Genomic DNA, 19598 nt, shown 5'->3' on the forward strand with positions numbered 1-19598 from the left:
TCGGAATCTCGATCATAGCTGGATCGAGCGTCATCGCTATGGTGAACGTGAGTATCCGCTGTCGAGAGAATCCGCCTGCAGTCTAGTTGACGTTTGGCTCATAAGTTGTGCGTCCCGTTCTTCCGCTGCGGCTTTGATTAGCCAATCAAACAGCAGCCGAGCCGCTGGCGAGATCTTTTTGTGTTCCGGATAGACGACGCAGTACTGCTTCAACCCCCGAATGGAGAAATCGATTGGTATCACCAAAGTTCCGTCCCTCAGTTCGTCTTGCACATAGAGACGTGGCACCAAAGCGATACCGATCCCGCAGCAGGCTCCCTGGATAATCATGGAAAACAGGTCGTAGCGCGGTCCTGCCATTGGCGCAAGCTCCTCGTGACCAGCGGCTGCGAACCAGCGCGTCCACGCATCTTCGCGCGTGTTTTTATGCAACATGGGAAAGCTCGCCAGATCTACTGCCGAACGCAACTGACGCCCTGCCAATAACTTGGGACTAACAACCGGGACCAGTTCTTCGTCAAACAAGTCTTCCTGTATGCATCCTGCCCAGGCAGGATGTCGGTAATGGATTGCAGCAGCGAAGCTCGAATCGCCAAACAGGAAAGGCAGTGCCCTTTCGCTGAGGTTGACCGTAATATCCGGGTGCCGCTCACAAAAAGATGCAACTTTGGGAATTAGCCACTTAGAGGTAAATGTCGGGATTACAGCTAGCTCGAGAAACTGCTGACCGTTCTGATAGGCCATTGCGCCAAGGGTGTCTCGCTCGAGACGAGCAAGATCTTCCCTGACTCTGAGATAATACGCTCTGCCGATATCGGACAAGCTCACCCGCTTCTTTACTCGATGAAATAGTTGCAAGCCTAAGTACTCTTCGAGAACACCAATCTGGCGACTGATAGCACCTTCGGTGAGCGAAAGTTCTTCAGCCGCACGGGAAAAGCTTTGATAGCGTGCAGCCGCCTCGAAAGTGATGAGCGCCCCGGTGCTGGGTATTTTTCTGCGCATCGTCTTGTCTCCTCCTTCGGCTGGCATGCAGCCATGGTGTGTCTGTTTGTTGCTATGCGAACCAAGCGAATAAGCCGTGTTTCGCCCCGGTCGGCTATTATAGGGTGCCACACACTCGCCTCGTCGCTTGGCCGCCGACCGAAAGGACGGCAAGGTATTGCGGCAAAGCGCACTTAAAAGTTTGGTATTGATGCCAGTGTGCGAAAACTGTCAGTTCCGGTGCTCTTCGCGGTCTTTCACCGATGTTCGCCGATTAGCGCCAGCTCGTACCTGCAAACTCACGTGCCCCTTGTAACTTCTGTCGCTGCCCTGATGAGCTCTGGTCCACCCACCGCACCGGCCTTGTCGGCCGCAGCAAATCGCTGCTTGGCCTGGTGTACCGCACCGAGCATGCCTGCTTACTGACCCTGCCCTGATTTCACATACAGCAGGAAGTTTGTTAACTTTTTGGTTGTATGGAGGAATGCATGGGTGAGAAATTGGTGCCGAAACGGCAGTACACGGAAGAATTCAAGGCGGAAGCGGTCAGGCTGGCGCAGTCGGTCGGGCAGCACGAAGCCGCCCGCCGGCTCGGCGTGCCGGTGGCGACACTGGGTAATTAGTTCAGGCAGTCGCCGCGTTTGCGAGCCTGTTTATTGGGGACCCAACCGTGGGGCTCTCCCTTCGATCCGTCGTAAGTTCCTCCAGCCGGTATCCGTAACCATAGACTGGTGCTAGCCGAAAGCCATGCTTAGGGTTCAAGCCGAGCTTGTTGCGTACACGGGATACATGGGTGTCCATGGTGCGCGACATTTCCGGATGATCCGCTCCCCAAACTGTCTCGACAATCAGTGCCCGGGAAAGCGGCCGGCCAAGGTTACGGAAAAACAGAAGTCCCAGATCGAATTCTTTCCTTGTCAAGTCCAAGAGCTTGCCATCTCTTTCGGCGCGCTCACGTGCCGGCTCGAAAACATAAGCGCCGAACTGGAGTCGTTCTCCGTAGACCCGCATTGGATATGCCCGACGCAGCAATACTGTGACCCGTACCGATAGTTCCTGATGTCGTATCGGCGTGGCGATGTAATCGGTGGCGCCGGCATCCAAACTCTCGAGGATTACTTCTTGATCGGCCAATCTAGCAACGCAAAGAATAGGCACCGGTGTCGGAATATGCCGGCGTACTTCCTGCACCAGATTCGTTTCCTTCTCCCGATGGTGCAAATCAAGCACCAACAAATCAAACGGTTCCTTGGCATACCGTCGCACCACTTCCGCACAGGAGGAATAGGATTCGCATTGGTACCTTCTGCTTGCCAGCAGCTCACATACTGTATCTGTTTGGAGGAGACCGAAATTGAGTAAGGCGATCTTCATGGCGGGCGGTAAAGGTGGGGATTGTTTGTTTGAGTTTGAGAGATTGTTGACATTTCTCGGAGGAAAGTAAATTACTCCCGCTAAATTAGTCGTCATTAATGGCATAAACGTGGCGGCGAGAACACATCTCTTGCATTCCAAGTACTAAAACGATGAAAAAAGTCGGACTGGAAATGCCCAAGATAGAGTCTTTTGCAGATAAAGATAAGCTGGGCCGTGATCTGTATCCGTCAAATCGTTAGTGTTGTCGCATGAGATAAATCGCCATAGGAAAAGGCGGTGTGTTCCGTCACAATGACCGGCATGAGGAACAGCAAGCCGTTTGGGTAAGCTACTGCAGTTCGAACACGGGAAGAAATATGGAGACCGAACAGCATTCAGTGCACGGGAAGCGCAAATGCGCTCTGGGTAGCCTGCGCGCGGTTGAAATCAAGCCAGTCGTGGAGCAGTCTGCGCCCGCGACACACATAGCCGCCATGATGGCGCAGTCGTCAGCCTTAATGATGGGTATGATGCTCCTGCCGCTGCAATGCTTTATTCATGCCACTGCCACTGCCAGTGCCAGTGCCAGTGCCAGTGCGGGGGTGGTCAATCGGTATTGGCAAGTAAAGCAGCACTTATACGAATCTCAGGTTTGAAAAACGTGTAGATGGGTCAGCGGTCTGAGCGGGACTTTATTCTCCAAGGAGGCTGCCGTGCTGACGCTGGAAAAAATTTACACCTAGAACTCGCGATTTCGTTTGAACGCAACAGTCAAGAGGTTCACCCAGGCAAGAGAAACTAACCACCCGCCTAAAATATCTGACGGATAGTGAACTCCAAGATATAAACGTGACATTGCAACAAACAGGACATAGCACGCGCCAAAAATTGCTATCAGAGTCCGCCATTGTTTATTGCGACAAATAAAAATGATCGCGGCCACCATGGTAATGGAATTTATCGCATGTCCGCTTGGAAAGCTGTATGTCAGCTCAGGCGCAATTGAGTCCCATAAATGCGGTCGGATACGAGCAAATACGTGCTTGGCGATAAAATCGAGAAGCGCCGCCCCTAATACAGCCGCTACTAAAAATGGCGCCGCTGATTTGCGATTTTGTCGTAACAAAAATACAACAATCAATAAAGCATCCAGGGGGAAAAGAATGTATCGTGATCCAAGCCATGTAACAACGAGCATCACTACATCAAGTTGTCGGGATGCATGAGAATGTACAAATAAAAGGGTAGGACGGTCGAAGGTAAGCATTCCGTTACTACCCAGATTTGCGCCTAGAATTATGAACAAACACAGCGGTGTAAAGACACCGAGAAATAATACAAGCAGAACGTGACGATGCCTGCGTATCCATGAAATCAGTCGGCGCAATCTGCGACCTCAGTTGTGAAGATTTACGGGGCCGGTTATGAATATTCTGCGCTTAATAAATATGGCGACAGAATGTTACGAGGGTTCCGCGGCGCAACGTCCTGCGTCTATGGCGGTAGTCTTTACCAACTCTGAGGTTAAACCAACCGAAGCGTGAGCAGAGCGCTAGAGTATTTGCCCCGCTGCAGCAGCTTGCTACAGCAGAACGGAACTGGCCACCATCCGGATGGCGTGCGCCATGTGGCCCTTCAGGCGCCAAATGGTACCAGCGAACGTGTTCGGCTGTTGCGGCCCAAGAAGGCGGAAGTATTGGCCGCAAAGGCTAGCGTCCCATTTGAAACGGCGGCCGGCGCTAATCCCGGCCTTGGGAAAGTTGAGGGACGCGCATGGAAACCCCCGTTGTAACGCCTATAGCTAGCGTGCCGTAACTGTGATGACGCTGATGGACATCTCCGGTAGAGCTGAGGGCTTACAAAAACGCCGCGGTGCATATGATCACCGCGGCGTTCGAGACTGGCACTCTTTAAGCCGTATGGGTTCAGGCGCGCTTCTTGCGGCGCGACATACCCAGACCCAACAGGCCCAGGCCGATCAGCGCAACGCTGGCCGGTTCCGGAACAGCGGTACCGCCGAAGATCACGTCCATCGACCCATTGACGGTCTGCGTGCCGGTCAGCGGAATGTTGTTGAACTGGCCGGACTGGAACGACACGTTGTAGAACGGGTTCGGCGAAGTAAAGAACTGACTGCCTTGCGACGTCAGCGCGAAGCTGGTCGACGAGCCGAAGCTGCCGCAGTTGATGCCGTTGGTGCTGCCGCAGGTCGACAGCGACGGATCCAGCGTGCCCTGGCCGGAGGTCGGCATGCCGGTGCCGATCAGGTAGTCGTCGCCGCTGTTGGCGCGGGTCCATGCGGTCGAGCCATTGGCCGGCTGGCCGAACGTCGTGTTCGTATTTGGATCGATGTACACCGACAGGGCACCGCCCGGGGTGAAGTTAAAGGTGGTCTTGCCGCCGGAAGTGCTGAAGGTGCCGCTGCCGGTGTACAGCGCATACAGGCCGTATTGCTGCGACACGACCGAGCCGGACTGGCCTAGCTGCGAGGCGACAGGGGACGAGCCGTTGTTGGCCACGAACTGGCCGGCATTCCACAGCAGCGAGACGTTGAAGGTATTGTTCGCGCCGAAGGAAATCACCTCGGTGTAGTTGCCGGTGACTTTGTCGGCGGTAAAGGTATTCGCAGTGGCGCCGGCGACCGAGCCTTCGTTGACCGTGAAGTCAGGGAAGGTCTGTGCCATTGCGGCCGAGCTCGCCAGCGCCAGTGCGCCCGTTACAGCGGCGGACATCAGGGTTTTTTGGATCAGCTTCTTCATACTACCTCCAGGATTTGGGTTGCTTTGCATGCACAGTTGTCGGGGTTCGCCGGCGTATCAGCAGCACGTTGCACAAATGCAAAATGTTACGCGATGCAAAAATTATGCAAACGCTATGCCATGGGAAAAAACGTGATGCAAACCAAGCCACTAGCAATTAAGAAACAATGCAGAAAGTAAACTCTGTAAATTGCTCCGACACACATTTAATGCCTTAACTTAACAGTTTGGCATTTTCTTAGGCTGCGCAATTATTTAAAAGTGTGCGCTTACGTCGCGCCAATCGAATGAGTACTTCGGAAAGGGGCTTCCTTGTAGTCGTGTGGCGGAACCAGGCGGGCCTGCATTCGACCAACGTCATGGTGACTGCCGCGGAAAATGTGAAGCAAGTCGTTGATTCACTATTTCGTAGTGCACAAAGCGTTGCATCGCAATAAGTTGCAGCGGGTACTTTCAATTCGCGCCGAAGCCTGCTGTTATCCATAGCGGAAGTTAATAGGCCGCGATAGCCAACGCGGTGCATCTACTCGCGAACTGTTCGCTTGCCCGCGTGAAGACGCCATTACAAAGGTGTATGTACCGCCAAGGGCCTATCGAATGCTTGTTGCGGCGAATGCGTGGGGCAACTGGCAGGGCTGCGCGCGACGATACAGAGACAAAAGCGGGCTGCCTCACGGGGAATTCTTCCACGATGTGACTGCGACAGTCCTGCAATATAGCGATTCATCAGCATCAGTACCGCAGCGCACCGATGCATTCTCTGTGGCGCATACAGTGGTCTTTGCGGCACCAGCTCGATCAAGCGCGCCCGCCAACACAAGAGAGACCACGGGCTGATGGCGGCAGCACGAGGCGACAACTTCGCTGAATTTCTATCGATGAATAATCCGGCACTTCTTTTAAGGTGAGGTGATACGGAAACACTCACCTTCTTCGTCGCGGTTTGCCTAACAGGTTTTCGTGGACATTTAAACTTCGGCCGCACCATTTCCCAGATTTGATTTCAGCGTGGCAGGGAAAGTAACAGGAGCTGGCACATCGGTATGATCACTCGCCTGAACGCCAAGACCTGTCCCATCCTCTGTGATGGCGAGCAATGGCGAGTCTCACCCGCGCTACTGCGTAAGATCATCGACCTCTCGCCATTAACGAAATTACCGCGGCGGCAGGTGGGTAGTGCCGGAAAAGTCGATGACCGTCTTGCCTTCACGTTTACGCTTGAAATAAGTTGCAGGAAGCATTTTGCTCTTGGATTTCCCGCTAACCTGTCTGAAAAGTAAGGTTGTGGGGAAAATCGCGGAGCGTAAAATTTTTCCCACAACCCGTCACCGGCAGCGAGTTGTGGGAAAATTTAGATATATGCGTCTTTTTCCCACAACCATGGATGAGCAACTTTGCGACGATCTCACGGATGACCAACGGCGACAATTTATTGATGCTCAACAGATTAGGTCGAGCTGGTTAGCTGCTGAGCACCGCGTTGCGAACTACCGTGGCAGTATGTATTGGCAAAGCTCCAAGGGGCATGCGTACTTGTTCCGGGAATACAGCAAGGAAAATCGCAAGTACATGGGGCCACGTACGGCCGAAACTGAAAAAATTTACGCTGAGTTCAAAGCTGGTAAGGCTTCGGCAGAGGAGCGCTACAAGGCACTCAGCGAGGCTCTTGCAAGGCACGAGCGTCTTAATGCCGCCCAGCGCGTCGGTCGCACGCCGATCGTAGTGGTCAAACTGTTAGAAGAACTCCGTAAGGCTGGGCTGCAAAACCATTTGATGGTTATTGGTACTAATGCGCTCTTCGCTTATGAAGCGCATGCCGGCGTTCGCTTTCACGGAAACGTGACTGCAACACATGATGTCGACTTGTTATGGGATTCGCGCAAGAAACTGACTTTGCTGGCCCATGCCGACGACAACTTCAGCAGGACTGGCCTCATCGGAGTGCTTCAAAAAGTAGACAAATCGTTTGAGTTGGAAGAGGGAAAAAACAGCGCTGCTAACAGCCAAGGTTATATGGTTGATCTAATCAAGCGCCGTCCTTTGTCGTTATATGATGACCAAGAGCAACAACCATTGATAACGCGTCCGCACGACTTTTGGGCGAGCAAAATCCGCAACATGGACTGGCTACTCTGTTCGCCAAAATTCAAACAAGTTGTCGCCGCCAGTAACGGGAAGATGGCTGAGATGATTACGGTGGATCCTCGCGCCTTTGTTTTGTTTAAGGTGTATCTAGGCGAAAAGGACGACCGTAATCCTTTGAAGGCGCCACGCGATATCGCGCAGGCCAAAGCAGTCTACAAACTTGTTCAGGAACGAATGCCTCAACTAGGCTTCGATCGTATCCATGTATTACCCGAAAAACCGCGAGATGAAAGGGTCTTTGACATTCTTGACCCGCACAGTAACGAGCAGCGATCCCTTGCTAAACAGCTAGGAGCAGTTGCACCCTTCGGAGAACATGTCGGAACAATCACAGCAGTAACGGCAACTGAGGTGATCCAGCATATCGGTCAAGGCAGGCACGTAGCTTGGGAACGTTCGAAACTGAGCGGCGCATCCTTTGGACCTGGTGATGGTGTGACCATCTCTAAGGATGGGGTTCTACGTCCAACACGACAACAGGGGAGAACGGGGGCTCACAAACACCGCTAAAATCTTTTGCAGCAAAAGATCGTATGCCAATACTTGTGTTGCGCGCGGAGTAAAAATGAGCCACTGGGAGTGCGGACGAAATCTTGGACTACCTGGAGGTAGTTCATGTATTCGTACGAAGATCGCATGCGGGCGGTTTAGATTTACTTCGCGTTTGACACTTGTCTTAGTCGTGGATCTCGCCAGTGCGCTGCTCCGTGATCGAACACCCAGCGCGATAGACGGAGACCGGCCAGCAGACCGACTAATCGCTTTAATGCTAAAGTGATAGATCGCCACGGTGCGCTGTTTGCATAGCCTGGGGCTGCTTGATCGTTGGATGGGACAATGCGTGTTTTTATCGATACGGAATTTACCGACCTTGCGAAACCAGAACTTATCAGCTTGGGCTTAGCCGCAGAGACGGGCGAGGAATGCTATATCGAAGTTCTATTTGAGGCCCGCCGGTGTACCGACTTCGTGCGCAATGTCGTCATTCCCTTGCTCGGTAAAGACCCTGATGCTTTCTGTCCGCGGAACGACTTGCGACTACGGATTCTGGAATGGCTGGGGATCGTGAAGGGAAGTGATCCAATCCAGATTTGTTACGACTCGCCTCATGACTGGGACTTGTTCAACCGGGCGCTCGACGGCCAAGTGCCCGGTTGGATCGAGCCGATGCCGCTCAAAAGCTCTGACATCAACGAACTGCTGCTCTATTCGTACTTCCGCCGCCATCCCGATGAGAGCGAGCACCACGCGCTTTCCGATGCCAAGGCAAATTTGTACGCCTACAGGCCGCGATGAATTTTTGAGGGAGTAGGGACTCTGCTGGGACTTGCACCCGTTGCCCTGCCTTTACCTTCCGTCGCCCTCGCGAAGCCGTTGGCCTTCGGCATTGAGCTACAGTTTGTCGTGCGCCGCTTTAGCGGCGACCTAGCTGCGTGTAGCTGGAAACGAAATGACCCAGGCACGCATAGTGGCCTGGAACCTTCAACTACAGCTGGATAAGACCATTATCTTTTCGGGAATAGGCTCATGTCCATCTTTACAAACGAGTGTGCGGTTCTCGAGGGAGTCATCGGGACTGGCTTTTGCCAGAAAACACGAAAACGTTTTTCGCTCAGCGTTTCGATGCTGCGTTCGTCACTATCGAGATCGATGTACTCTAGGGAGGCACTACTGAGACGCTGTTCTAAATTGAGTATGAGACCCGGTATGGCCGGATGCTCCATGTCGCCAGGTTGATAAACCTCATCGGGAAGCTCTTCCTTTTTCTTTATGAGCTTGACGGTAGAAGCTAACGGGACACAACGCAAATTCCTGCCGGGATTAGAACATTTGAGCTGCGGCGTAGCCAAATGATTCTTTCTCAATTCTGTGGTGACAGGCGAAGAAGAATCAGTTTCGCATATTTGAGACGTGGCTGATCCAATTTCTGGAACGACCGGCTCATCCTGCAGTATCGGACTATTGAGTAGTTTGTGACCGGGCTTTTCGCGAGAAGGCTTTGCCGGCTCGTGCGCCGCCGTGGTTTTTTGGTCTTCCCGGACGCCAAAAATGCTCTCAGTTTTTGAAGCAACAAGCGAGCGGCTTCGTTCGTCAATCTCTGCAAGCTTGTTATGAACGAGACTAGGGTCAACCGCAGCAATCTCCTTACGTACTTCAGCCATCAAGAGGATTTGTTCATTCATGCGCCGCTGGCATTCGTCCAGACGGTCGGCAAGCATCTCGCTATAGTATTGCCGCACAGTAGCGGGATGAAGATTAAAACCACATTGCTTCAACAATGCTGCTATTTGTGAAAAAGAACAGCCTTTGTTCCTCAATACGTAAAGATCGGGCATATATGAGGAAAAAAGCTGTCGCTGTGTGGCGTCGTTCGGAACCAAGTAACGCGTTGCAGCATCCAGCACTCCACGAATAACCGTGGCATCCTCAGCGCTAAATCGCTGTCGTGGACCTCTTGGCTTCGTTTGCGGGCTATTCATATCCAACTCTTTCACTTTTTGTCCTGGCATTTTGGTAATTACATCGCGTCCTTCGCGTAGTAACCCGACCATAGCGTATGTAGCCCATTTTAATAAATTTGCAGTTAGGAAACAAGAATTTTTCCTACCTTTTGATGCAGATTTATAGCAAATTTCCCTAGCACTCGTATTTTTTTACTTTGAATTTGACTGAAACCTTCCTTGAGTTTTCTTCTTGTTTGCCTCGTAGACACTGTGGATTACCTTGATATTCAATCTAAAGTCGCAATGCTCTAGCTGAGAACTTGCTTTAGATTTGTCTCGAATTTGCCGGATATTTACCGCACACGCTAGGGAATAGTGACGGGCAGGATGCCGGATGTATATCTCACGATATACATCCGGGTTTCAGCAGTTAGGTCGCTTCGCGCCCGTCGCAGCCGACTCAGGGCTTCGCCCCGAGACCCATCAAATAATGCTGTACGTTGAAAATCGTGAAAGCATCTAACGATGCGATTCCAATGCAATCCTGAAGAAGAGCTCCGCGTGATTCAGCTGCAAATAAGACTTACTCAAAAGGAAAGTGAGGAGATAAAGAAATCTTCTGAAATAAGAAATCCCGATTTTACAGAGTTTGGTCGGCGTGCTGCTCTTAACCGCAAGGCTGAAGTCAGAACTGAGAACAAAATCGTTTTGGAGATCCGTGCATTAACGCATAGAATGCACGAAACTCATCGGGAGCTCGTTTCACGTAACCTAGAGCCGTTTAAAGACGATTTCAGGAGCTTGCTGCCGGAAGCAACCGAAGCAATGAAGCGAATTTCTAAGTGAAGGCGAAAGCAAAAAAGCGGAAATACACCGGCGCCACTTTCTTTTGCTGCAAAACTTTTCAACGATGAGTGCTCACCTGCTTTGCAGGACAGGAAGCCAACAGAGGATTGGCATATCAAGATTCGATTACCACTTCAGTTTTATAGAGTGTCCATGATCAGGAGGTGAAGTAGCCCCCGGCGGAGAAGTCGTGCAGATTTCGGCAACTGACTTTTGCTGCAAAAGTTCTTAGTCAGTGAATGATTCCACATACTCGACATCAACGGCTTGCCAAGCGCGTCTCGAGACCGTTTAACGGGCTTAGGCATTGGACGGGTACACTGCTTCTCTGAACTTGTCATTTTGACAGCATAACCACCAAGTAAACTTTTGCTGCAAAAGATTTTCAGAATTCAAACTTTTTTGGACGATCTTTTGCAGCAAAAGATCTCGAAGCCTTACTGAAGTAAATCGCCGCATAGGAAGCAATTCGTTTCGCCGAGACGGATACATATCCCTCACGCCACTATCTGGAGCAGTTGGTAATCCGCATAGAAGATTTTCGTCTCTCAATTCTGTGAAATAGGGGGAATTACATCACAGGCTTTATCTCGGTGAATCCCGCATGCCGTCATTTTACCGAACTAATAATTATTGTCAGGCCGTCAAAATGCACCGCCAGACTGATTAGTAAGCTCTTTCTCGACCAAGTCCAAAAGCATCCCAGGCTTGATGTTAAGCGCACTTCCGAGCTTGAAAATCGATGTTAAAGATGGCTGTTTTTCTCCAAGCTCAATGGACGAAACGTAGTTGCGCTGTAAATCGGCCTTCATACCGAGCGCCTCTTGCGTAAGTTGCGCATCCTTGCGCAGCTTACGCAGGACACGTCCAAAACAGACTGGAATCGATTTTTCCAAAGTTTTCTCCCTCTATAGCGGGAGAAACGGTGGCGGATCTGCTAGAATCTGTCTTCCCTCTATAGTGGGAATTCGGCTCGTTCTCAGCTGAGTTCGATACTTTCTTTTTCAGGAATAACTTAATAAAAATGGTAACTAAATCCGAACGACATGCGATGCAAAATGCAATCGAAACGCTCGTCACTTCGCATCCAAAAATCTTTAAAGGAAAATCGCCCAAAGTATCTCCACTAGTTCCAGTGGGATGGTCCAAACTATTAAAGATACTCTGTAAGGTATTGGAAGAAGAATGTACCGCCAGCACCCTCGCCAAGCTTGAAATTATCAATATAACAAGACGACTCCGGTGTTTCTTGAAGGTGGAATATAAGTTAAAAGGTAAAGTCAGTCCGCAGCAGGCATGGACCGTCCGGGATAAAGTTTTTTCAGTGTCGCATCTTTGCACTTACAGCTGTGTTGTCTGTGGTGAGTATATTGGCGATTCTCCCAAAAGTATTTCGATGATTCTTTGTGAAAAACATATTCATTCCGCCCTTCCGGCTTCATTAAAGATGTTTCGGCGTCGGGTCGCCAGCGCGTAATTGGTGAGGGGATACGCTAGATTTTTGCCAAGTAAAACGCATTCTACCGAATACAAACCGTATTAACAGCATAAGACGTTGCAGTTTTAGTAACCTGCTCACGGACGTGTTGCAGGAGTTGTAGTTGTTTGAAGGTTTTACATGGTATAAACGACGCATGATGTTAATTCGAAAATTCGTTTAGTACTGGACCTTTTGTTTTAGTCATCGAAAGCGAGGCACTTGAAAAATGCACGGATCACGGGTTCAGGTTTGACGATTTAGCGAACTTTAGGTGAGGAGCAGGAAAGCTCGGGCCCGCCGCAAACTGTCGGCGATATGACTGCACCCGACGGTATAGCAGTTAGCGACGACGCCCGTGTCGCCTCTGAGGATAGGCCGCTTTACCGATTCTTATTGTTGGCATCGTAGCCGCGCTCTCCTGGTGCTAGCGCCTTGACTGTCTCAGCGTTCGGCTGGGTGGGCGCTGTGACCGCCGGATCGATACTCCCCCGTGGATTACACGGAAAAACAAACGACATACGAAGCGCCGGAACCACCAGTACACCGTCTGCCAGGACGGAAAGTCGCGTGGCAGCATGCGCTACTCGCACTATGAGCGCATCAGGTACCGAATCGCATTGATGACTTCGCGGAGGTCCACGCCGCGCGGCCGACCGGTGCGCGCTGCTGCCGGCGTCAACGGTGCAATAACCGACTTCATCGTCGATTAGATCACTTGGATAACGCTTGAGCTCTTTGGTCCGAGCCACCGCTTTTGCCCGGTGTTCCTTGGTCTACATCGCTTTGCCTCCTGCGCTAGCGGCGCATTAGGCAGTCAGATTAATGGCTTCCAATGCGTTTTCAAACAGCCTTTTACGGCAGCCGATTTTTTTATTTCCTCACTCTCCTTTTGAGTGAGTCGTATTGGCAGCCGAATCGCGCTGCGCTCGTCTTCAGATTTGGGGCAAATGTCACTGCCGGATGAATACTACCCTTTGAGGAAATCAAGGCCGGCATTGACAGCAAAATCGCCTAACTAAATTTTTCTAGTTTATTCCGTACAGCAACAGATAATTGATTTAAGGGTCTCGGGGCGAAGCCCTGAGTCGTCTGCGACGGGTGCGAAGCGACCTAGTGGTCGAAACCTAGATGTGCTGTGGGCACATCTAGCATCCTGCCCATCACTATCCCCTAGTGAGGGCGGCAAATATGCAGCAAATTCGCGGCAAGTTTTCTACAGGTTCTTCGTAAGATTGGGAGCAAGTTCTAAGCAAAAGTATGGCAACTTTTAAGTGAGTCTGAGGGAGAAATACAGCGATTTCGAGGCAAACATGACATCAGCATTCACGTGCGTCCGCCGGAGGTCGGTGACCGCATCATGCCGGGCCACTGGAAAGGCGACTTCATCAAGGGGGCAGGCAACACGTCTTCGGTCGGCGTGCTGGTCGAGCGCACCAGCCGCCTGGTGTTGCTGGCGCGCATGGAAGATGCGACGGCAGCCTCGGCGCTGGCGGGCTTTACGGCCAAGCTCAATGCCATCAGTGCGCCGCTGCGCCAGAGCCTGACCATGACCAAGGCAAGGAAATGACCCGCCATGCCGAGCTGGCTGCCAACACTGGCGTGTGCGTGTATTTTTGCGCCCCGCATAGTCCCTGGCAGCGCGGCACCTGTGAAAACACCATCGGTCTGCTGCGCCAGTATCTGCCCAAGGGAACCGACCTGTCGATCTACTCCCAGGAACAGCTCGATGCCATTGCTGACAGCCTCAACACGCGGCCCCGCGCGACGCATAACTGGCTCACGCCATTGCAGGTCTATGCCGCCGCTTTGGCGAGTGCCCATCAACCTGAAACGTCAGTTCATTAACAGCCGTTGCACTACACACTTGAAACCGCCCATTTTTCTTAGAATCGCAATGACGTTGCAAAGAGAATGTGTCAGATTTGCACAAATAGGCACGTCACAAATGCGGCCTAATGGATGCGCCAATGGTAAGAATAAAAACGGGCGTCGGGAGCAAGGTGCCAATCTGATGATGTTCCCGTTTTCTATAAATTATGTAAAGATAACCTGTCTTATCAGTCGCTGCACTTGAGAGCGATCAAGACATTGCAGCGTTGTGGACGAGTTCCGCGCCCGATTACAAGACTCCCTCTGTACGCACGATAGTCAAGAAGGTCTTTGTTTAACTTTTGGATTGACTTTCAAAATAAGGGGGCAGTCTGGCCTGATGTCAGGCTTCAAAAACTGGCTCAAAAAGACAAGAGCTACAGCTTCTACAGTAAGCTGATTCGCGATCATGGCTCTCTGCGCGTCTGGTATGCATCTCTGCCCGAGATCAAGTGCTGCTGCCGTTTCCCAGGAAAGGATCCAGCAATCATGGCGAGGCAATGGGAAAATGCACTAACCCGAGGTTACAGGAGTATCCACGGCTATCGCCTGCTGAAAAGTCGATGTGACTTAGACGGGCGGTGATTTGGGGCCAGCATGGTTTTTCCTCGGACAATGCACTGCTTCCCGGTCAAGAAACTACGCATTTTCGACGTGGCGCACTTCGAGGATCGTGGGCGCAAGAGGAGTACTCTCCTCAGCATGGATATTGATGGAGTCCGCGTGTATTCAATTTCCTTGCCGCGCGTAGTCACCCCGATCTCCTGCGAAAACACGGTGGCCATGTTCAAGACCGAGGATCGTCAGTCAATCTGCGCTTGGTTTGATCCGGCCTCCAAAGAATACTTCGTCGTATCGGAAATCAACCCCGGAGCGGCGTTTTCCTTGTGCTATATGGCAGCACTCGTGACCGGCTTGCTTGCCGCCAACCTTATGCATGACAAGCGGGCAGGGCTGGTTTTCGGAGTGACCGCTGCAGCTGTGTCCGGCGCCGTCTCTCTATGGAATTTCAGAAAGGTCGCCGACATCAAGGCCGCACTGCAGGCTCGGTATAAATCAGAATATGGTTCATCTGCTCTGCGCTTTCTGTATGACGCTTGAGCGGTGCACTGGCTTCGTGACAATATTTAACTTGCCATCTCAACAATAACGGGGCATGTTACCGGACAAGCGCGAAGATGCTCACCGGGGAATGCGATGGGCTCGTCATTACAAGATGGTGGGCGTAGCGTGTATGTGAAGCGTACCTTGCAAGAGCGCCGAATCTATGCCGGGCGTCGCGCACTCGCGGCGATCGACAGGGCCAGTGCCCTCACGAACAAGGGTGAAGACCAGGCGAGGGAGAATGCGTTCCGCTGGATGAGACTATGGCTGGCTTTCGCCACCAGTGAACATGCATCGAGAATCAAATCGACACGGCGTAGCGCCTGATGTACTGGACTCGGCATAGGAGCTGGCTGCAACTACGACGAAGTCGTGGGTCAGAAATTTCTATCGATGCACGCTACTGAATCTAACCGACGGTCAATGAAGGGCGCTACTGAATACCTGTAAAAGCTCACCTAACCTTCAGGTTAAGACTGAAAGCGGACGTTTTTGAACATTTCGGCCGTTACAATGGATCAGGCAAATAACCGCTTGATTAGTCCGTAAATTTATCGACTGCTATTGCAAAAGCCATTCCTGTGCTTGGGGTGCTGGAGGCAATGCACCCCCTCGCACTAATGAGAAAGCGATGCCACCTTCGCTTAATTGGAAGATTAAAGTCAGCGTGATCGCAGCGAAGGTATAGTAGAGGCCCGTGAACGATACATCAATAATTTCGGAGATATTCATGCAGTTTTCCCCTTTGCGGCTCAGTCTTATCGCAACTCTCCTGTGTAGTGCCAATTTCGCTCAAGCTCAGGCTATTTCGCAGGCAGAGGCCGCACGCAATGAAATCGCCGCGCAGGCCAAGCAGATCGAAACCCAGCTTATCGCGTGGCGACGTGACATTCACGCGCATCCGGAAATTGGCAACAATGAAAAGCGCACTGCGCAGCTGGTGGCTGATCACTTACGCAGTCTCGGTATGGATGTGAAAACAGGGGTTGCCCGCACCGGCGTCGTCGCAGTGCTCAAAGGGACTTTGCCAGGCCCAACCGTGGCTTTGCGTGCCGACATGGATGCGCTGCCAGTCAAGGAGACATCCGACCTGCCTTTTGCCTCCAAGGTCAAAGGGCAGTACCTTGGCAAGGAAGTTGACCTCATGCATGCCTGTGGCCACGACACTCACACTGCGATCTTGATGGCGACTGCCAAGATCCTGGCATCAATGCGCGAGCGACTTCCCGGCACTGTCGTGTTCTACTTTCAGCCAGCTGAAGAGGGCCCAGGCGATTTCGTGCCAGACGGTAAGAATGTGTGGGGCGCCAAGATGATGGTCCAGGAAGGAGCAATGAAGTCGCCCAAGCCCGATGCAGTGTTTGGTCTGCATGCCTGGGCAGGCATACCGGCCGGGCGAATCGCTTATCGTGCCGGCCCGACTCTGGCCAGTTCAGACGATCTGCGCATTAAGATAATCGGCAAGCAAACTCATGCTGGTGCGCCGTGGAACGGTATTGACCCGATCACCGTCAGTGGCGAAACACTGGTCGGTCTGCAGACCATCATTAGCCGCCGCACCAATATTTCGTCCACCCCATCTGTCGTAAGTATCGGCACGATTAACGGTGGTACCCGCTACAATATCATTCCTGAATCGGTCGAGATGACTGGCACCATACGTACCTACGACTACGATATCCGCAAAAAGCTGCATGCGGACGTGCGACAGAAAGTGGAGAAGATTGCCGAGAGCGGTAATGCTAAGGCGGAGGTCACGATTCTGGAAAAATACGACCCAACCATCAATGATCCGGCACTGACTGAGAAAATGCTGCCGACATTGCGCTGGGCCGCTAATGATGACATCGTACAGACGCCGCTGGTTGGTGGCGCCGAAGACTTCTCGTTCTTCGCCAAGGAAGTGCCGGGGCTGTTCGTATTCTTGGGTGTAACGCCCCGTTCACAGGATATGGCTCAGGCAGCACCCAACCATAACGCAGGTTTCTTCGTTGACGAGTCAGCAATGATGACGGGGGTCAAGACCATGGCGGCATTGGCCAGCGATTACCTGCACGCAGGTACTGCCCACTGATCTCGGCGCACCGCATTCGTTGCCTGTATATCTCAAAGGCGACGAATATATGCAGCGGCCGATCACAATTCCTGTGTTCGGTCGCTTCTACGTTGGCGCAAGAATCACGCTTTATAAGCAATTGTCATTGGTATCACGCTACAGGCCATAGGATTTGGATTCGATTTCCATTCGTATGGTGGAGCGGCTCTGTTCAAGTCGGAAGTTCCAATTACCCATCGGACTGGTTGCGGCTGAAAGCGGAAGGCAGAGATACGCTCGACGTCTGGTATGGATCGGTCTGGTACTCCACGGAGTACGAGTTCAACGACCGGGGCAGGGTGCTTGGCATCAACCCGGACTACTTGTTTGCACAGGATGCAGTCGCAAGATTTTTCGAGACCGTTCAGAAGCTCCATGCAGAGAAGGTTACTGACGAGGTCGTGGACGGCATTACAGAAGTCGCGAAAGCGGCTATAAGGCGTGACTCGTCCGTGGCGCATTACAAGAAGCTGCTTGCCAAGTAGAGGCTTACGCACCTCGGCTGGGCTGTACTATCCCTTCATGAAGGCACTAAAAAGCAAACTGGCGAAACAGATCCTTGCCGACCCCAAGGGGCGAGAGCAGATGCGTTCCTATTTGGGGAATCGCGGCGGGCCGCGCGTCCATATTGACGTTCCTCCCAGTGCCAGCCACCGCCCGATTTGCCGCGTCCCTCCCCTCATCGTCCCCAAAGCGACCTGACCAGCATTTACCTAGACGCCCAAGAGGCGTCCTTCAACAAGGTGGCGAAGGACAGGGCCTGAGGTGCGGCGTCGACGATATCTGCTGAGGAGAGCACCTCGCTTCGCAAGACCAGAACTGGTCGCGACCGTAGCTACGCGACAAGGCCGTATGGCAATAGATGCCGATATAAATCATAATAAGAATGCAACAGAAGCGGGCCGCCGGGGACGGACGGCACGTATATAAAAGTAGAGAGAAATAGGGGGTTGTCGCGTTGAGCTCAAAGAGCAAAGCCATAAGTTGGCCTTTTCCGAGGCATAAGCTGTTTTCGGAGAAGTCCCGAGCCGCTTCAGCGATATGGTTCGCCGAGAAGGGCTTCCAAACTTTGGATCGCAAAGGCTATTGTCTGGCAGACCGGGGTGGCTGGCGCCAGAACATCATTCTGGTAGAGGTTGCTGCATATATAGACAAAGAGGCGGATCGAGCCCAGAGGGACAAGGTTCCTTATCCACTGCATAAATACCTACACCACGGGATGAGTAGTCAGGCGATGACTTTCAACCTCATAGGCCCGCTAATCACGAGGAATGACTAGGCGCCGCTGACAGAGATACTGAAAGCTAAGGGTGTAGCGCAGTGCGAGTCTGTCGCGGAGGCTGTCTTCGAATACGGAGACCGGGAGGTGTTCAACGAAGACCAAGGGCAACCGACCTCTGTGGATGTCGCGCTCTGCGACAAGGAAGAGACGCCTCTTATTTTCATTGAGTCGAAGTTCGAGGAGAAGGAGTTTGGCGGCTGCTAAGTCTACAGCGGGGAGACTGTGCGGGAATCAATCCAGTCGGAAGAGAGGAATCCTGCTACCTACACTTCATCGGCCGCAAGTACTGGGATCTGATGCGAAAGCATGGCATTACGGACGGGCTGGAAAATGAGCGCCTCTGCATATTCACTCTGCACTACCAGTTCTTCCGAGAGGTCATTTTCTCAGTAGAGAAGAATGGCACCTTCGTTGTTCTGTTCGATAAACGAAGCCCGGTGTTTCGGTGTCGCGCCGGCGAGAAAGAGGGCGGTTTGCTCCCTTTCCTACTGAGCTACCTCCCGGATAGCATCAAGGCAAAAGTGGTTTCGCTAAGCATGCAGGAGCTGGTAGCGCAGATTGAGACCCGCCCTGCGCATCACGACTGGATTTTCGAGTTCAAGCGTAAATACGGGATGGATTGAATGCGCTACGGTATGGGACGGAAGCGGATTGTAGGGGCATCGCTCAGCGCTAAACTCGAGGCATCAATAGTGATGTGCGTTTTCTATGGCGCGATCCTAATTGTGCTTGCCAAAGTGCTTTTTCCGTGGGACCGGATGTTCTTCGCCAAAGGCCAGCGATGCATGAACTACTGGAACCCGAGCGGCCTTGTAACGGCAAGCTACACCCCGAACGACTACTCCGGTCAAACGTACATTCAGTATCAGATCGAGCAGAAAGGCTCCGGGTATCGCAGGCCCGCGAATTTCTATCACGCTTGTGTGTTCAACGGATGGTCCGTAGACGCGCAGGCTACCGACGCCTTCATCAAAGACAAGGTGCAAGACTACATCCGGCGATGCGATCTTGTATCCGAGCAGTTGAGATTTAGGGAGTCCGGGGTCAATAGTCGATTGGCGAGACGGTACGATGCGACACCCGCACAGAAGGCGGCTTGGCGCGCGGAACACTGCACTGCGTCAAAAGGTGCAGAGAGAGCGGAATTGCGTCCGCAGATTCTTGACTTCCGGGACAAGAGTGACGAGTTCTGACCGAAGTGGGTCGCTCAATCTTCGGTAATCCAATGAATTGT

The 19598-nt window shown here is 52.3% G+C and carries 18 protein-coding genes and 3 pseudogenes; 14 read left to right on the forward strand and 7 right to left on the reverse strand.

The window, feature by feature from the left end; genetic code table 11:
* Positions 1–36: 36 nt before the first annotated feature.
* Entirely contained in the window at positions 37–1005 is a 969-nt protein-coding gene (locus JJB74_RS21980; RefSeq protein WP_234484696.1) for a LysR substrate-binding domain-containing protein, read from the reverse strand.
* Between the two features lie 455 nt (positions 1006–1460).
* On the opposite strand from JJB74_RS21980, the pseudogene JJB74_RS21985 reads away from it, so the two are divergent.
* Positions 1461–1604 (forward strand): annotated as a pseudogene (locus tag JJB74_RS21985) (transposase); the annotation flags it as partial.
* 4 nt (positions 1605–1608) lie between these two features.
* Here the strand turns inward: JJB74_RS21985 and JJB74_RS21990 are convergent.
* Entirely contained in the window at positions 1609–2358 is a 750-nt protein-coding gene (locus JJB74_RS21990) for a response regulator transcription factor (protein WP_200595473.1), read from the reverse strand.
* Between the two features lie 359 nt (positions 2359–2717).
* Here JJB74_RS21990 and JJB74_RS21995 point away from each other — a divergent pair, with 359 nt between their 5' ends.
* Positions 2718–2996, forward strand: coding sequence for a hypothetical protein (locus JJB74_RS21995; RefSeq protein WP_200595475.1), 279 nt, complete (start codon positions 2718–2720; stop codon positions 2994–2996).
* A gap of 83 nt (positions 2997–3079) precedes the next feature.
* Here the strand turns inward: JJB74_RS21995 and JJB74_RS22000 are convergent, their stop codons facing one another.
* Entirely contained in the window at positions 3080–3607 is a 528-nt protein-coding gene (locus tag JJB74_RS22000; protein WP_200595477.1) for a phosphatase PAP2 family protein, read from the reverse strand.
* Positions 3608–4265: 658 nt separating this feature from the next.
* The gene (gene pepA, locus JJB74_RS22005; RefSeq protein WP_200595479.1) at positions 4266–5099 is read right to left on the reverse strand and encodes a flocculation-associated PEP-CTERM protein PepA; all 834 of its coding nucleotides are present in this window, start codon (positions 5097–5099) and stop codon (positions 4266–4268) included.
* A 1043-nt stretch (positions 5100–6142) separates the two neighbouring features.
* On the opposite strand from pepA, the gene JJB74_RS22010 reads away from it, so the two are divergent.
* From JJB74_RS22010 to JJB74_RS22020, 3 genes are all read left to right on the forward strand, one after another.
* Positions 6143–6379, forward strand: a complete 237-nt coding sequence (locus JJB74_RS22010) for a hypothetical protein (RefSeq protein ID WP_200595481.1) — start codon at positions 6143–6145, stop codon at positions 6377–6379.
* A 100-nt stretch (positions 6380–6479) separates the two neighbouring features.
* Complete coding sequence (locus tag JJB74_RS22015; RefSeq protein ID WP_200595483.1) at positions 6480–7754, forward strand: GSU2403 family nucleotidyltransferase fold protein; 1275 nt, start codon at positions 6480–6482, stop codon at positions 7752–7754.
* Between the two features lie 327 nt (positions 7755–8081).
* A complete protein-coding gene (locus JJB74_RS22020; protein ID WP_200595485.1) occupies positions 8082–8540 on the forward strand; it encodes a hypothetical protein in 459 nt (152 codons plus the stop codon).
* A 209-nt stretch (positions 8541–8749) separates the two neighbouring features.
* Here the strand turns inward: JJB74_RS22020 and JJB74_RS22025 are convergent, their stop codons facing one another.
* Positions 8750–9739, reverse strand: a complete 990-nt coding sequence (locus JJB74_RS22025) for a hypothetical protein (RefSeq protein WP_200595486.1) — start codon at positions 9737–9739, stop codon at positions 8750–8752.
* 510 nt (positions 9740–10249) lie between these two features.
* Here JJB74_RS22025 and JJB74_RS22030 point away from each other — a divergent pair.
* Positions 10250–10534 (forward strand): plasmid mobilization protein, encoded by a 285-nt coding sequence (locus tag JJB74_RS22030; protein WP_200595488.1) that lies wholly within the window; start codon positions 10250–10252, stop codon positions 10532–10534.
* A gap of 644 nt (positions 10535–11178) precedes the next feature.
* Here JJB74_RS22030 and JJB74_RS22035 read toward each other — a convergent pair.
* On the reverse strand, positions 11179–11430 hold the full coding sequence (locus JJB74_RS22035) for a helix-turn-helix domain-containing protein (RefSeq protein WP_234484704.1): 252 nt from the start codon (positions 11428–11430) through the stop codon (positions 11179–11181).
* A 155-nt stretch (positions 11431–11585) separates the two neighbouring features.
* Between JJB74_RS22035 and JJB74_RS22040 the strand changes: the two genes are divergently transcribed.
* The 3 genes and pseudogenes from JJB74_RS22040 to JJB74_RS22050 all read left to right on the forward strand — a co-directional run bounded on the left by JJB74_RS22040 (position 11586) and on the right by JJB74_RS22050 (position 14984).
* Positions 11586–12011, forward strand: a complete 426-nt coding sequence (locus JJB74_RS22040) for a hypothetical protein (protein WP_200595490.1) — start codon at positions 11586–11588, stop codon at positions 12009–12011.
* A gap of 1318 nt (positions 12012–13329) precedes the next feature.
* Positions 13330–13859: pseudogene (locus tag JJB74_RS22045) on the forward strand (IS30 family transposase); the annotation flags it as partial.
* A gap of 726 nt (positions 13860–14585) precedes the next feature.
* Positions 14586–14984, forward strand: coding sequence for a hypothetical protein (locus JJB74_RS22050; protein ID WP_200595492.1), 399 nt, complete (start codon positions 14586–14588; stop codon positions 14982–14984).
* Between the two features lie 564 nt (positions 14985–15548).
* On the opposite strand, the gene JJB74_RS22055 is transcribed toward JJB74_RS22050, so the two are convergent.
* Positions 15549–15719 (reverse strand): hypothetical protein, encoded by a 171-nt coding sequence (locus JJB74_RS22055; RefSeq protein WP_200595494.1) that lies wholly within the window; start codon positions 15717–15719, stop codon positions 15549–15551.
* Between JJB74_RS22055 and JJB74_RS22060 the strand changes: the two genes are divergently transcribed.
* From JJB74_RS22060 to JJB74_RS22075, 5 genes and pseudogenes are all read left to right on the forward strand, one after another.
* Entirely contained in the window at positions 15718–17061 is a 1344-nt protein-coding gene (locus JJB74_RS22060) for an amidohydrolase (RefSeq protein ID WP_200595496.1), read from the forward strand. The two genes, JJB74_RS22055 and JJB74_RS22060, sit on opposite strands and share 2 nt — an antisense overlap.
* 227 nt (positions 17062–17288) lie before the next feature.
* Entirely contained in the window at positions 17289–17567 is a 279-nt protein-coding gene (locus tag JJB74_RS22065) for a hypothetical protein (RefSeq protein WP_200595498.1), read from the forward strand.
* A 473-nt stretch (positions 17568–18040) separates the two neighbouring features.
* Positions 18041–18568 (forward strand): annotated as a pseudogene (locus JJB74_RS34205) (PGN_0703 family putative restriction endonuclease).
* Positions 18569–18636: 68 nt separating this feature from the next.
* The gene (locus tag JJB74_RS22070) at positions 18637–18987 is read left to right on the forward strand and encodes a PGN_0703 family putative restriction endonuclease (RefSeq protein WP_407672405.1); all 351 of its coding nucleotides are present in this window, start codon (positions 18637–18639) and stop codon (positions 18985–18987) included.
* On the forward strand, positions 18988–19557 hold the full coding sequence (locus JJB74_RS22075; protein ID WP_200595502.1) for a hypothetical protein: 570 nt from the start codon (positions 18988–18990) through the stop codon (positions 19555–19557).
* The last annotated feature ends 41 nt before the right edge of the window (positions 19558–19598 follow it).

Source organism: Noviherbaspirillum pedocola (assembly GCF_016632335.1).
GTDB lineage: Bacteria > Pseudomonadota > Gammaproteobacteria > Burkholderiales > Burkholderiaceae_D > Noviherbaspirillum_A > Noviherbaspirillum_A pedocola.